Source organism: Curtobacterium sp. ME26, assembly GCF_903970945.1.
In the GTDB taxonomy this organism is placed as follows: Bacteria; Actinomycetota; Actinomycetes; order Actinomycetales; family Microbacteriaceae; genus Curtobacterium; species Curtobacterium citri.
This window is the reverse complement of the sequence record NZ_CAJCKG010000063.1, coordinates 1-13,724: the sequence shown is the minus strand read 5'-3', so window position 1 is coordinate 13,724 and position 13,724 is coordinate 1. Positions and strand designations below refer to the sequence as shown.

Genomic DNA, 13,724 nt, shown 5'->3' with positions numbered 1-13,724 from the left:
GAGGCGCGGGACCAGCCCGCACCGCGCCTCCCGTCCGTCAGGTGGTCGCGTCAGGACGCGCGTGCGGTGCGCCCCTGCGCGGACCCGCGCGGCGTCACGCGATGCCGCACCGCGCTGCGCGATCCCGCACACGACCGCCCAGACCCCCCGTTCGGGTGTCGGCGCACGGCGGGATCTCTCGTACGTTCGTCCCGACCGGCCGGACCCCCGACAGCGCCCGACCCGACGGAGCGCTGGTCCGGACGGAACGAAGGACTGCCATGCCCGATCCGTCCGCCGGCGCACCGACGCGCCGACGCCAGTGGGGGGCGGAGCGCCGCACCCGTCCGCTCGACACCCTGCACGCACGTCCCTCCGACCGGAAGCTCGTCTCCGGCCGGGTGGCGATCATCCTGACCATCGCCTTCTGGCTGGCGTACGTCGTCTACACCGTGATCCGCCAGTTCCTCGACTACGGCACCGAGAGCTTCCGCTTCACCACCGAGGCGCTCTCGTACCTCGTGGTCGTCACCTTCCTGACCTTCTCCGCGCTCATGCACCTGGTCGCCCGCCAGGGCGCGATGGAGCGCTTCGCGAGCCATGTGCGGGTCCCGCGCGCCGAGCTCGACCGGCACTTCGCGTCCGGCCACGACGCACCGATGACCGTCCTCGTGCCGAGCTACGCCGAGGAGCCGGACGTCGTCGCGACCACCCTGTGGTCGGCGGCGCTGCAGGAGTACCCGTCCCTGCGGATCGTCCTGCTGGTCGACGACGCGCCCTTCCCGACCGACCCGGAGACGCTCGACCGGCTGGAGCGCACGCGCGCGGTCGCGAGCCGCATACAGGAGCAGCTCGAAGCTCCCTCCCGCCGGTTCCACGAGGCGCTGTTCTCGGCCGAGGTCGAGGCCGACGCGGCGCCCTTCGCGAGCACGCAGGCGCTCCGGACCCTCGTCGAGCACCACCGGTGGGCCGACGCGTGGCTCCGTCGCCAGGCCCGGGAGCACGACGTCGCCGACCACGTCGACCGGTTCTTCCACGACCAGGTGCTCGTCGGGCTCGCCGACGAGTTCGGCCTGACCGCGCAGGCCCTGGAGTCCGCGATCGCCGACGCCGTCGTACTCGGACAGGACTTCAGCGAGGTGACCTCCGCCCGGGCGCTCGAGCTGCAGCGCCGGCTCGCCTGGACCTTCACGGCAGAGCTCATGACCTTCGAGCGCAAGCGGTACGTGAACCTCTCCGACGAGGCCAACAAGGCGATGAACCTCAACGCCTACATCGGCCTGATGGGCGGCGCCTACGCGTTCGACGAGACCGCGTCCGGCACCGTCCTGCGCACTGTGGACGACCCGGACGCGGCCGACCTCGTGGTGCCGGCGTCCGACTACGTCCTGACGCTCGACGCCGACTCGGTCCTGCTCCGCGACTACTGCCTGCGCCTGGTCTACTTCCTCGAGCAGCCGGAGAACGCCCGGGTCGCGGTGACGCAGACCCCGTACTCGTCCTTCCGCGGTGCCGCCACGCGCATCGAGCGGCTCGCGGGCGCCACCACCGACATCCAGCACATCCTCCACCAGGGGATGTCCCACCACGACGCCACCTTCTGGGTCGGGGCGAACGCCGTGATCCGCACGCGGGCCCTCCAGGACATCGAGGAGGTCGAGACCGTCGGCGGCTTCGAGGTGAAGCGCTACGTCCAGGACCGCACCGTGATCGAGGACACCGAGTCGAGCGTCGACCTCGGCATGCACGGCTGGACGCTCGTCAACTACCCGGAGCGACTGTCGTACAGCGCGACGCCCCCGGACTTCGGCTCGCTCGTCGTCCAGCGACGCCGCTGGGCGAACGGCGGGCTCCTGATCCTGCCGAAGTACATCCGACAGGTCCGCGAGCGCCGCGCACGCGGGGAGCGTGTCGGCATCGTCGAGATGTCCCTCCGCGTGAACTACATGGCGTCGATCGCGTGGGCGTCCTTCGGGCTCATCTTCCTGCTCGCCTACCCGTACGACTCGCGACTGCTCAGCCCGATGGTCCTGCTCGCGGCGCTGCCGTACTTCTGGCTGCTGTCGAGCGACCTGAAGTACTGCGGGTACAAGCGCACGGACGTCTTCCGCATCTACGGCTTCAACCTGATCCTCATGCCCGTGAACGTGGCCGGCGTGCTGAAGAGCATCCAGCAGGCCCTGACGGCGAAGAAGATCCCCTTCGCCCGGACGCCCAAGGTGCGGGACCGCACCGCATCGCCGGCGCTGTACGTCCTCGCCCCGTACGCGATCGTCGCGTTCTCGGTGTTCACGTTCGTGCGCGACTACGGCGCGCAGAACTGGGGGAACGCGGTCTTCGCGGCCTTCAACGCCCTCCTCGCCACGTACGCGATCGTCGCCTACATCGGGGTGTGGAACTCCGTGGTGGACATCTGGCTGTGGGCCACCCGCTGGATGTACTACGACCCCGCGGCGCGCGCAGCCCGTCGTGCCGCTCGTCGTGCTGCTCGTCGGGCCGATCATCCGGCTGCCCGTGGCGGCCGTCGGCACGGACGTCGTCGTGACGGTGTCGGTCCCGCTCCCGAGCCCGTCCTCGAGGACTGGCACGCCGTGCTGTACTTCGGACACGGCGGCGGCAACATGCCGGTCCGGCACGACGCCGACGTCGTCGGGGCGGCCGGCGCACGCCCCGCCACCTCCACCCCGGCCGGTGCGACCGGCCCCCGCCAGGAACGGAGCGCAGCCTGATGGCGACGACGAGACGACTCTCCCCGGTCCGGGTCACCATCGCGGTCGTGGTCGCCGCCGCGGTCGCCGTCGCCGGGTACGCCGGCTTCGACCGCTGGCACTCGGCCCGCGCGACCGAGCGGCAGCCCGCGTGGTTCGCGGCCTACACGGACGTGACCGCGACGCCGGTCTTCGCGTTCGAGGACGTCAAGTCGACGAAGGGCCGCAACGTGATGCTGTCCTTCGTCGTGGCCGACCACGACGACGCCTGCTCGCCGACGTGGGGCTCGTACTACTCGCTGCAGGGTGCGGCGGACCAGCTCGACCTCGACCGTCGCGTCGCCCGCCTGCAGCAGCAGCACGGCGAGGTCGGCGTCTCGTTCGGTGGACTCGCGAACGACGAGCTCGCCACCACCTGCACGAAGGCGTCCGACCTGCTCGGTGCCTACCGGCAGGTCGTGGACCGCTACGACCTGTCCACCGTCGACTTCGACGTCGAGGGCGACGACCTCACGAACCGCGCTGCGGGGGAGCGGCGGGCGAAGGCGGTGGCGGCGCTCCAGGAGGAGCGCCGGGCCGCCGGGCACCCGCTCGCGGTGTGGCTCACGCTGCCGGCCGCGCCGACGGGCCTCACCGAGGACGGCACCACCGCGGTCGCGCAGTTCCTCGCCGCCGGCGTGGACCTCGCCGGGGTGAACGCGATGACGATGGACTACGGCGAGGCCAAGGGGTCGAGCCAGAGCATGTACTCGGCCTCTGTGCAGGCGCTGCAGGAGGTCCAGCGCCAGCTCGGCGTCCTCTACCAGCGCGCCGGGACGCCCCTCGGCGACGACTCCCTCTGGCACAAGGTCGGGGCGACGCCGATGATCGGGCAGAACGACGTCCGCGACGAGGTGTTCTCGCTGAGCGACGCCCGGAAGCTCAACGCCTGGGCGCGGGACCGCGGGTTGGGACGGATGTCGATGTGGTCGCTGAACCGCGACACGACGTGCGGCTCGAACTACGTCAACCTGTCGACCGTCTCGAACTCGTGCTCCGGGATCGACCAGGACGGCCTGCTGTTCGCCGACGTGCTCGGCAAGGGCTTCGGCGGCGGGATCGTCGCGGCGGCATCGGACGTGACCGAGGCGGAGCCCTCCGCCACCGAGCAGCCCACGGACGACCCGAGGACGAGTCCCTACCCCGTCTGGGACCAGGACGCGTCCTACCTCGAGGGCACCAAGGTGGTGTGGCACCACAACGTCTACGAGGCGAAGTGGTGGACGTCCGGCGACCTGCCCGACGACCCGGTGCTCAGCGCCTACGAGACGCCGTGGCAGATCATCGGACCGGTGCTGCCGGGGGAGAAGCCCGTCGAACCGCTCACCCTGCCCGACGGCACCTACGCCGCGTGGTCCGGGACGAAGCAGTACGACACGGGCGCCCGCGTCCTGTTCCACGGCATCCCGTACCAGTCGAAGTGGTGGAACACCGGCGACAGCCCCGAGGCGTCGACGAGCGATCCGGACGGCTCGCCCTGGGTGCGGCTCAAGGACGCCGAGGTGCGCAGGATCCTCGACGCGCTCGCCTCGGGGGAACCGGCCCCGTCCGCGACCGCGACGGCGACGCCGGCGTCCTGAGCGCACGCCGCCGCGACCACGTGTCGGACGGGAGGCGCGGTGCGGGTCCGCCCCGCGCCTCCCGTCCGTCGGCTGGGTCGCGGCGGTGTGTTCGCTGAGCGCGTCCTGTCCAGTTCTCCCCAGGCCCCGTTCTGGGCTCCCGCACCACCACTCGTTTCCGATACGCTGGTGCGCCAAGAGGAGGAGGTCCACGATGCCAGAGCCAGTGGTCCCGCAGCCGGGTGGTCAGAAGACACCGGAACAGCGGCTGGTCGACACGACCCTGACCTTCAGCATGGACATGGGCGCGGCGCTCACCGCCGAGTCCGGTGTCTCGGCCGAGGAGCGCGACGCGGTCAACGCCCTGCCCTCCGGGTCGGCGCTGCTCGTGGTCCGACGCGGTCCGAACGTGGGTGCGCGGTTCCTCCTGGACTCCGACGTCACCACCGCGGGTCGGCACCCCGACGCGGACATCTTCCTCGACGACGTCACCGTGTCGCGGAAGCACGCCCAGTTCATCCGTCAGGGCACCGCCTTCAGCGTCAGGGACAACGGATCGCTGAACGGCACGTACTTCGACGGTGTCCGCATCGACGAGGCACTGCTCACCGACGGCGCCGAGGTGCAGGTGGGCAAGTTCCGCCTGACCTTCTACGCATCCCGGGTCGACCTGGCGCGCCTGGCGACCGCGTAGTGGCAGCGCGGTCCGCCGCGGCCCGGACCGGGTCCGCGGTGCCGGACCTGCTCACCATCGGGCAGGTCCTCGCGCGGCTCAAGCCCGAGTTCCCGGACCTGTCGAGCTCGAAGCTCCGCTTCCTCGAGGAACGCGAGCTCGTCACCCCGGTCCGCACGGCCAGCGGCTACCGGAAGTTCTCGGGGGCCGACGTGGAGCGGCTCCGGATCGTCCTCGGCCTGCAGCGCGACCACTACCTCCCGCTCAAGGTCATCAAGGACTACCTCGCCGACCTCGACGCCGGACGCGATCCGGTCCTCCCCGGCGGCGGTGATGCGCCGAGGCCGTCGATCCTCGGGCGTGAGCGCCGGTACACCCGCGACGAGACCGTCCGCGCGGCCGGCGCGAGCCCGATGCTGCTGAGCGACGCGGTCTCCGCCTCGCTGCTGCCGGCGGCCGACACCTACGGCGACGACGCCGTGGCGGTGCTCCGGGCGCTCGTCGACCTGCAGCGCACCGGCATCGAGCCGCGGCACCTGCGCACCATGCGCGGCGTCGTCGACCGTGAGGTCGGGCTCATCGAGTCGGCGCTCATGCCGGTCTCCCGCCGGGGCGACGCGACCTCGCGCGCCAAGGCGAACGAGCTCGCCCGCGAGATCGCCGGGCACCTCGAGGTCGTCCGGTCGAACCTGATCCGCGCGGCGATCGGTCGCCTCGACGCATGAGCGTCGCTCCGGGGGCCTCCGTCCGGGAGCACGAGCCTGTCGGGCGTCGGTGGTCGGGGCGTATCCTCGACACGCCGGACTCGCCGGGACGGATGTGCCGCGATCACCGTGTCCGAGTCGCTACCGTGGACCTCGGAACAACTCTCAACCCGTCGTTGAACCTTCGGGTGGGAGCTCGAACGTCGTGGAAGGCATGCACATGAGTGGGACTGACACCCCCGGTACCGAGTCCGAGATGACTCGGTACGACCTCGGCCTGCTCTTCACCGACGGCCTCCCCGAGCACGACGAGCAGAACGGCTACCGCGGCACCGTCGCCGCGCGGGCAGCAGGCATCTCCTACCGCCAGCTCGACTACTGGGCCCGCACCGAGCTCGTCCAGCCCACGATCCGTGGCGCGGCCGGCTCCGGGTCGCAGCGCCTGTACGGGTTCCGCGACATCCTCGTCCTCAAGCTCGTCAAGCGCCTGCTCGACACCGGCATCTCGCTGCAGCAGATCCGCACCGCCGTGAACCAGCTCCGCGAGTCGGGCGTGTCCGACCTCGCCCAGACGACGCTGATGTCGGACGGTGCCTCGGTCTACCTCTGCACCTCCGACGACGAGGTCATCGACCTCGTGTCCCGCGGCCAGGGCGTGTTCGGCATCGCCGTCGGCAAGGTCCTGCGCGAGGTGGAGAGCTCCCTCGTCGAGCTCGACGCCACCCCCGCGGCGGACCCGGCCGACGAGCTCGCCGCCCGCCGGGCGAACCGCGCTTCCTGACGCCGGGCCCGCTGGTGCTGCCCCGGGGCAGCGGTCGTCCCCGCGCCTGACGCCGAGGTCGCGCGACCTGCCGCGTGCGTGACGCCGAGAGCGCAGAATTCGGAACTCCCGCCGTGCTCGGACGACGAGTCGTGCACGCTCGGCGGACGTGAGCGGCGAGTCGTGCGCACTCGCACCGCCCGCACCGGCATTCAGCGCCGGGCGCCGCGGCGTCAGGCCTGGATCGCAGCGCCCTCGGCGTACGGACCGATCTTGCCCGTGCGCATGATGCGCTCGAGCAGCTGGTCGAAGTTCCGCGCCATCTCCTGCGCCGACTCACCCGGCCACACGTGCAGGGGCTTCGCGGCACCCTGGGCCTGCTGCAGCGACGTGCGCTCCGGCAGCTGCGGCGAGAGCACGAGCGGGCCGAACATGTCCCGGAGCTCCTTGATGCGGAACTGGTGCTCGAGGGACTGCACTCGAGCGCGGTTCACGATGATCCCGAGCGGCTGCAGGCGGGGGGAGAGTCCGCGTCGGATCTCCTCGATCGCACGGAGGGCACGGTCGGCGGCGGCCACGGAGAACAGACCCGGCTCGGTGACGACGGTCACGCGGTCGGAGGCCGCCCACGCGGTGCGGGTGAGCGCGTTGAGGGACGGCGCGCAGTCGATCAGGACCAGCTCGTAGTCCTGCTCGACGTTGGCCAGTGCCTCTTCCAGCTTCCAGATGTCACGGATCGAGGGGTGGGGCCCGTCGAAGTTGATCGCCGAGGGCGAGCCGACGAGCACGTCGACCTTGCCCTGCGAGCCCTTCGTCCACCCGGACGGGGCGATCGCCTGACGGACGATCTTCTCCTTCGGGTTCTCGAGGACGTCGGCGACGTTGAGGTGGCCGGAGATGTCGATGTCGAGGCCCGTGGAGACGTCGGACTGCGGGTCGAGGTCCACCACCAGCGTGCGCAGTCCCTTGGCGAACGCGGCCGATGTCAGGCCGAGCGTCACCGTCGTCTTGCCGACACCACCCTTGAGGGAGCTCACGCTGAGTACATGCACGGTGAGCCACGTTACCGCCAGTAGGGTTGTGACACCTCAACCCGGGCTGAAAGGGACGTCGTGTTCAGCAAGATCCTCGTGGCGAACCGTGGCGAGATCGCCATCCGCGCGTTCCGTGCCGCGTACGAGCTGGGGGCCCGCACGGTCGCCGTGTACCCGTACGAGGACCGCAACTCCCTGCACCGGCTGAAGGCCGACGAGGCCTACGTCATCGGCGAGCCGGGTCACCCCGTCCGGGCCTACCTGGACGTCTCCGAGATCATCCGCGTCGCCCGCGAGTCGGGCGCCGACGCGATCTACCCGGGCTACGGCTTCCTGTCCGAGAACCCGGAGCTGGCCGCCGCTGCCGCCGCCGCGGGGATCACGTTCATCGGTCCGGGCGAGCACGTCCTCGAGATGGCGGGCAACAAGGTCACCGCGAAGGAGCACGCGATCGCGGCCGGTGTCCCGGTCCTCGCGAGCACCCCGCCGAGCCGCGACGTCGACGAGCTCCTCGCGGGGGCCGACGCGATCGGCTTCCCGGTGTTCGCGAAGGCGGTCGCCGGCGGTGGCGGTCGCGGCATGCGCCGGGTCGAGACCGAGGCCGAGCTGCGCGGGGCACTCGAGGCCGCCATGCGCGAGGCCGACAGTGCGTTCGGTGACCCGACCATGTTCCTCGAGCAGGCCGTCATCCGTCCGCGGCACATCGAGGTGCAGATCCTCGCGGACGCCACCGGCTCCGACGCGGGCACCATCCACCTGTTCGAGCGCGACTGCTCCGTGCAGCGTCGCCACCAGAAGGTCGTCGAGATCGCGCCCGCGCCGGACCTCGACCCGTCGGTCGCGGCCGCCCTGCACCGGGACGCCGTCGCGTTCGCGCGGTCGATCGGCTACGTCAACGCCGGCACCGTCGAGTTCCTGCTCGACACCGAGGGCGCCCGCGCGGGTCAGCACGTCTTCATCGAGATGAACCCGCGCATCCAGGTCGAGCACACCGTGACCGAGGAGGTCACCGACGTCGACCTCGTCCAGTCGCAGATGCGCATCGCCGCGGGGGAGACCCTCGCCGACCTCGGGCTGTCGCAGGACACCGTCAGCGTGCACGGCGCCGCCCTGCAGACCCGCATCACGACGGAGGACCCGACGCAGGGCTTCCGTCCGGACACCGGCCGCATCACCACCTACCGCAGCCCGGGCGGCGCCGGCGTCCGCCTCGACGGCGGCACGGTGGCGACGGGCGCGCAGATCAGCCCGCACTTCGACTCGATGCTCGCGAAGATGACCTGCCGCGGGCGGGACTTCCCGGCCGCGGTGGCGCGGGCCAAGCGTGCCCTCGCCGAGTTCCGCATCCGCGGCGTGAGCACGAACATCCCGTTCCTGCAGGCCGTCCTCGAGGACCCGGACTTCGCCCGCGGCGACGTCTCGACGCAGTTCATCGAGGAGCGCCCGCAGCTCTTCGGCGGTCACGTCTCGAAGGACCGCGGCACGAAGGTCCTCGGATGGCTCGCCGACGTCACGGTGAACAAGCCGAACGGCGAGCGTCGCCCGCAGACCGTCGAGCCGAGCGAGAAGCTGCCGGCCGTCGACCTGTCCGTCGCGCCGCCGGAGGGGCAGCGCGACCTGCTGCGCCGGGTCGGTCCGGCCGCGTGGGCACGGGCGCTCCGCGAGCAGACCGCACTCGCGGTCACGGAGACGACGATGCGCGACGCGCACCAGTCCCTCCTCGCGACCCGGGTCCGCACGAAGGACCTGGTGGCCGTCGCCCCGCACGTGGCCCGGCTCACGCCGCAGCTGCTCAGTGTCGAGGCCTGGGGCGGCGCCACCTACGACGTGGCGCTGCGCTTCCTCGGCGAGGACCCGTGGGAGCGCCTCGCCTCGCTCCGCGCGGCGATCCCGAACATCCCCGTCCAGATGCTCCTGCGCGGTCGCAACACCGTCGGCTACACCCCGTACCCGACGGAGGTCACCGACGCGTTCGTGGCCGAGGCCGCCGCCAGCGGCGTCGACGTCTTCCGGGTGTTCGACGCGCTCAACGACGTCTCGCAGCTGCGTCCCGCCCTGGAGGCCGTGCTCGCCACCGACACGGCCGTCGCCGAAGCGGCGCTCTGCTACTCCGGCGACCTCCTCGACCCCGCCGAGGACCTCTACACGCTCGACTACTACCTCCGCCTCGCGGAGCAGATGGTCGAGGCCGGCGCGCACGTCATCGGCATCAAGGACATGGCCGGCCTGCTCCGCGCCGGCGCCGCCGAGCGGCTCGTCACGGCACTGCGCGAGCGGTTCGACCAGCCCGTGCACGTGCACACCCACGACACCGCGGGCGGCCAGCTGGCGACCCTCCTCGCCGCGTCCCGCGCCGGCGCCGACGCCGTCGACGTCGCCGCCGCGCCGATGGCCGGCACCACGAGCCAGCCGAGCATGTCCGCGCTCGTCGCGGCGCTGGCGCACACCGAGCGCGACACCGGGCTCGACCTCGCCGCGGTCGGCGCGCTGGAGCCCTACTGGGAGGCCGTGCGTCGCGCGTACGCGCCGTTCGAGTCCGGCCTGCCCGGGCCGACCGGTCGCGTCTACCAGCACGAGATCCCCGGCGGGCAGCTCTCGAACCTCCGGCAGCAGGCCATCGCACTCGGGCTCGGCGACCGCTTCGAGCAGGTCGAGGACTGGTACGCGGCGGCCAACCGGATCCTCGGCCGGCCGACGAAGGTGACGCCGTCGTCGAAGGTCGTCGGCGACCTCGCGCTGCAGCTCGCCGCGGTCGGGGCCGATCCCGAGGACTTCGAGCAGAACCCCCAGAAGTACGACATCCCGGACTCGGTCGTCGGGTTCATGGCCGGCGAGCTGGGCGACCTGCCCGGCGGCTGGCCGGAGCCCTTCCGGTCGAAGGTGCTCGCGGGGCGGGAGGTCCGACTGACGGTCACCCCGGTCCCCGACGAGGAGCGCGCGCACCTCGCCGCCTCCGGTCCCGAACGCCAGCAGGCCCTCAACCGCCTGCTCTTCCCGCAGCCGACCCGGCAGTTCGAGCAGGTCCGCGAGCAGTACGGGGACCTCTCCGTCCTGCCGACCACGGACTACCTGTACGGGCTGCGTCCCGGTCAGGAGCACGTCGTGCCGCTCGGTCGCGGCGTCGACCTGCTCGTCGGGCTCGAGGCGATCGGCGAGGTCGACGAACGGGGGATGCGCACGGTCATGACGACGATGAACGGGCAGCTCCGCCCGGTCACCGTCCGCGACCGTTCGGTCGAGGTCGAGACGAAGGTGGCCGAGCAGGCCGACCCGTCCGACCCGAAGCACGTCGCCGCACCGTTCTCCGGTGTCGTGACGCTCAAGGTCGCCGTCGGTGACGTCGTGCGGGCCGGTCAGGCCGTGGCGAGCATCGAGGCGATGAAGATGGAAGCGGCCATCACGGCGCCCGTGGCGGGCACCGTCGGCCGTCTCGCGATCCCGGCGACCCAGCAGGTGGACGCCGGCGACCTCCTGGTGGTGCTGCAGTAACGTGACCGTCCGTCCCATCCGCCTGTTCGGCGACCCCGTCCTCCGTTCCCCCGCGGACCCGATCGCACCGGACGCCCTCGGGTCACCCGGTGTGCGCGACCTCGTGCAGGACCTCATCGACACCGTCAAGGAACCCGGCCGTGCCGGCGTCGCCGCCCCGCAGATCGGCGTGGGGCTGCGGGCCTTCTCCTGGAACGTGGACGGCGAGGTCGGCTACGTCCTGAACCCGGAGGTCGTCGAGGTCCGCGGCGAACGGGAGCACATGGACGAGGGCTGCCTCTCCGTCCCCGGCCTGTCCTACCCGACACCCCGCCACCCGTGGGCGCGGGTCCGCGGGGTCGACGTCGACGGTGCCGAGGTCGTGCTCGAGGGCACCGGGCTGATGGCCGAGGCGCTGCAGCACGAGGTGGACCACCTCGACGGCACCGTCTACGTCATGACGCTCGACCCCGAGGTCCGCCGCGGGGCGCTCCGCGACATCCGCGCGCAGGACTGGTTCCACTGACCCCGACCACGCGCCCGACCCCGCGCCGGGACGTGCGAACCGGGGTCGGTCCTGGTCCGCACACCTGCGGACACCCGATCGTGGGGGTCGCCGACGTCACCCGTACGACGTAGCGTTCTGCGTCGACGCGCACCCCGCACCAGCCGGGTCGGCGGGCGCGCACCGACCAGGAGGACGGCCGTGCAGGGACGGACCACGACCACGCGCCGGGCACGGCGCATGACCGCGACGCTGCTCGCGGTGCTCACCGCGCTGGCAGCCGGCGTCGTCGTCACGGGGCCGGTGTCGCCGGCCGTCGCGGCGACCTCGGAGCCGGAGGCCGCCGACTACGCCACCGACGTGTTCGGCGACGCGTGGGACTTCTCGAACGCGGCCGACATCAACACGAGCTCGACGTCCGCCCGGGCGTCCGTCGGCGGGGGCGCCCTGAGCGTCGAGCTCGTGGACCAGGACCACCTCTTCCTCGTGCACTCGGTCTCGGGCAGCCTGCCCTTCGGCCGCGACGGGGCGCTCCAGCCCGTCGACACGGCGAAGTACACCCGGCTCTCGTTCTCGATGGACCAGCCGCTCGCCAAGCGCATCGGTGCCGTCTACTGGTTCACCTGCCGTGAGCAGACGTCGGCGTGCGGCGGCGGTGCCACGTTCTCGACCGTGCCGGGGCGCCACACCTACGACATCGACCTCGCCAAGACGTCGACGCTGCTCGGCAAGCGCCCGTGGAAGTCGGCGAAGATGGTCGTCGTCCGCCTCGACCCCGTGGTCATGCGCGCGAAGGAGAAGGGCGGGACCGCCTCGATCGACTGGGTCCGGCTCCACGCGGCGCCGGACGCGCAGCACCCGAACGCGGCGCTGCCGCCGGGGACCACGGGCACGACGACGATCCGGCCGCGTCCGCAGACGGTGGTCGACTCGCCCAACCCGTCGCAGGGTGCGGACCTCGCGGCCGTCCAGCACGGTCGGTCGTGGGACTTCCGGTCGGCCGTCGCCACCGGCGGGGTCCGCTACCAGGACATCACCCGCCTGCCCCGCGACTCCCGCGGCCTGAACGCCCGGAACGCGCCGCCCGCCCAGAACGACCCCCGGGTGCTCTTCCCGGTGTCGCCGTTCCCCGGCAGCACGTACCACTACCTGCAGTTCGACATGACGTACGACGGGAAGTTCGACCTGGCCGACCACCCGGGCGGCGGCAAGATGGCCCGTCTCATCTGGAACGCCTCCGGCTCGGGGACCCCGCAGATCAGCAACGACATCCTCACGTACGACTCGGGCAACCAGTCCGAGGTGACCGTCGACCTGACCGCGCGGAACCCGCTCGACGAGAACGCGCTGAACCCCCGCCTCGGCTGGGCCGGTCGGACCATCACGAGCCTGCGCTTCGACCCGAACGAGGACCCGGGTGCCGCGGTCTGGCACCTCCGCTCGCTGCACCTGCGCGCGGACCCCGCGGCGAAGGGCTCCACCTCGGTGCAGTTCCACGACGCGGCCTGGGTGCCGGGCACCACCGCCGAGGTCGCCGTCGGGACGCGCCCGCCGGGGAGCCGGGGCTACGTCGCCATCGCGGCCAAGGGGACGGCCGTGGCGAAGGGCGCGAACAGCGTGCCCTTCCGGCTCGGCTCGATGGCTCCGGGACGCTACTGGGTGCGGGTCACGCTGACCCACCCGGACGGCAGCACCTCGACCTCGTTCGCGCCGGCGCCCGTCGTGATGTCGCGCTGACCACCACCGTCCGGACCACCGCTCCGAGCGAACAGTCGGTGACACCCGGACGCGGGATTGTCGCTCCGGCGCCGGACGGAGGTACCGTGCTCTCGTCGGCCACCCACCGACGCCCTTCCCACACCCCAGGACCCAGCATGACCGTTCAGAACGACGAGCTCAGCTCGCACCGCACCCGCACCAACCGCCGCCCCGAGCCGATGCCCGTGACGGCCTCGACCGCCGTCCTCGACGCGCCGGAGGTGCAGCAGGCCCCGGAGGCCTGAGGGGGCGCGTGGCGCGACCCGGACACGGGTGGCGCGGACACACGCAGACGGACGCACTGGGCCCACGCCGCCGGTACCGGCGCGACGCGCCAGCGGCGTGCCGGCCGTGCCGGTGGGGAGAGGCCCGGTGCCGGTCCCAGGGACCGGCACCGGGCCTCCCGTCCGTCGCGGTGCTACGCGCGGTCGCGGGGACGGGCGGGGCCCAAGGGGGGGCGGGGGGGGGTCCGCCTCTATCCGCGGTGCGCGCAGCGGCGCGCGGCTGTTGCCACGCGTGCTAGACGGTCCGGCTCCG

At 72.3% G+C, this 13,724-nt stretch carries 10 protein-coding genes; 9 read left to right on the top strand and 1 reads right to left on the bottom strand.

All coding sequences use genetic code 11. From position 1 onward, the window contains the following. Positions 1–260 precede the first annotated feature (260 nt). From H7A69_RS15735 to H7A69_RS15715, 5 genes are all read left to right on the top strand, one after another. Positions 261–2,708 (top strand): glycosyltransferase family 2 protein, encoded by a 2,448-nt coding sequence (locus tag H7A69_RS15735; RefSeq protein WP_182047918.1) that lies wholly within the window; start codon positions 261–263, stop codon positions 2,706–2,708. Further along, positions 2,708–4,306, top strand: a complete 1,599-nt coding sequence (locus tag H7A69_RS15730; RefSeq protein WP_182047917.1) for a chitinase — start codon at positions 2,708–2,710, stop codon at positions 4,304–4,306. Before H7A69_RS15735 ends, H7A69_RS15730 begins: the two co-directional genes overlap by 1 nt. A 193-nt stretch (positions 4,307–4,499) precedes the next feature. After that, positions 4,500–4,979: an FHA domain-containing protein gene (locus H7A69_RS15725; protein WP_182047916.1), complete on the top strand. Its 480-nt coding sequence runs from the start codon at positions 4,500–4,502 to the stop codon at positions 4,977–4,979. Next, positions 4,979–5,683: a MerR family transcriptional regulator gene (locus H7A69_RS15720; RefSeq protein WP_182047915.1), complete on the top strand. Its 705-nt coding sequence runs from the start codon at positions 4,979–4,981 to the stop codon at positions 5,681–5,683. Before H7A69_RS15725 ends, H7A69_RS15720 begins: the two co-directional genes overlap by 1 nt. A 199-nt stretch (positions 5,684–5,882) precedes the next feature. Then, the gene (locus H7A69_RS15715) at positions 5,883–6,443 is read left to right on the top strand and encodes a MerR family transcriptional regulator (protein WP_066658032.1); all 561 of its coding nucleotides are present in this window, start codon (positions 5,883–5,885) and stop codon (positions 6,441–6,443) included. Positions 6,444–6,655: 212 nt separating this feature from the next. Here the strand turns inward: H7A69_RS15715 and H7A69_RS15710 are convergent, their stop codons facing one another. After that, positions 6,656–7,474 (bottom strand): ParA family protein, encoded by an 819-nt coding sequence (locus tag H7A69_RS15710; protein ID WP_069711180.1) that lies wholly within the window; start codon positions 7,472–7,474, stop codon positions 6,656–6,658. Between the two features lie 60 nt (positions 7,475–7,534). Between H7A69_RS15710 and H7A69_RS15705 the strand changes: the two genes are divergently transcribed. The 4 genes from H7A69_RS15705 to H7A69_RS17555 all read left to right on the top strand — a co-directional run bounded on the left by H7A69_RS15705 (position 7,535) and on the right by H7A69_RS17555 (position 13,432). Further along, positions 7,535–10,945 carry a pyruvate carboxylase gene (locus H7A69_RS15705; protein WP_182047914.1) on the top strand — a complete coding sequence of 1,137 codons (3,411 nt, stop codon included), beginning with the start codon at positions 7,535–7,537 and terminating at the stop codon, positions 10,943–10,945. Between the two features lies 1 nt (position 10,946). Beyond that, a complete protein-coding gene (locus H7A69_RS15700; protein WP_182047913.1) occupies positions 10,947–11,450 on the top strand; it encodes a peptide deformylase in 504 nt (167 codons plus the stop codon). 180 nt (positions 11,451–11,630) lie between these two features. Further along, entirely contained in the window at positions 11,631–13,166 is a 1,536-nt protein-coding gene (locus tag H7A69_RS15695) for a hypothetical protein (protein WP_182047912.1), read from the top strand. Positions 13,167–13,303: 137 nt separating this feature from the next. After that, on the top strand, positions 13,304–13,432 hold the full coding sequence (locus H7A69_RS17555) for a hypothetical protein (protein ID WP_259346265.1): 129 nt from the start codon (positions 13,304–13,306) through the stop codon (positions 13,430–13,432). Positions 13,433–13,724: the final 292 nt, after the last annotated feature.

What these genes read in the sequence shown, in the direction of transcription:
- H7A69_RS15735 (WP_182047918.1), top strand. Translation starts at nt 261, where the DNA reads ATGCCCGATCCGTCCGCCGGCGCACCGACGCGCCGACGCCAGTGGGGG.
- H7A69_RS15725 (WP_182047916.1), top strand. Translation starts at nt 4,500, where the DNA reads ATGCCAGAGCCAGTGGTCCCGCAGCCGGGTGGTCAGAAGACACCGGAA.
- H7A69_RS17555 (WP_259346265.1), top strand. Translation starts at nt 13,304, where the DNA reads ATGACCGTTCAGAACGACGAGCTCAGCTCGCACCGCACCCGCACCAAC.
- H7A69_RS15730 (WP_182047917.1), top strand. Translation starts at nt 2,708, where the DNA reads ATGGCGACGACGAGACGACTCTCCCCGGTCCGGGTCACCATCGCGGTC.
- H7A69_RS15715 (WP_066658032.1), top strand. Translation starts at nt 5,883, where the DNA reads ATGAGTGGGACTGACACCCCCGGTACCGAGTCCGAGATGACTCGGTAC.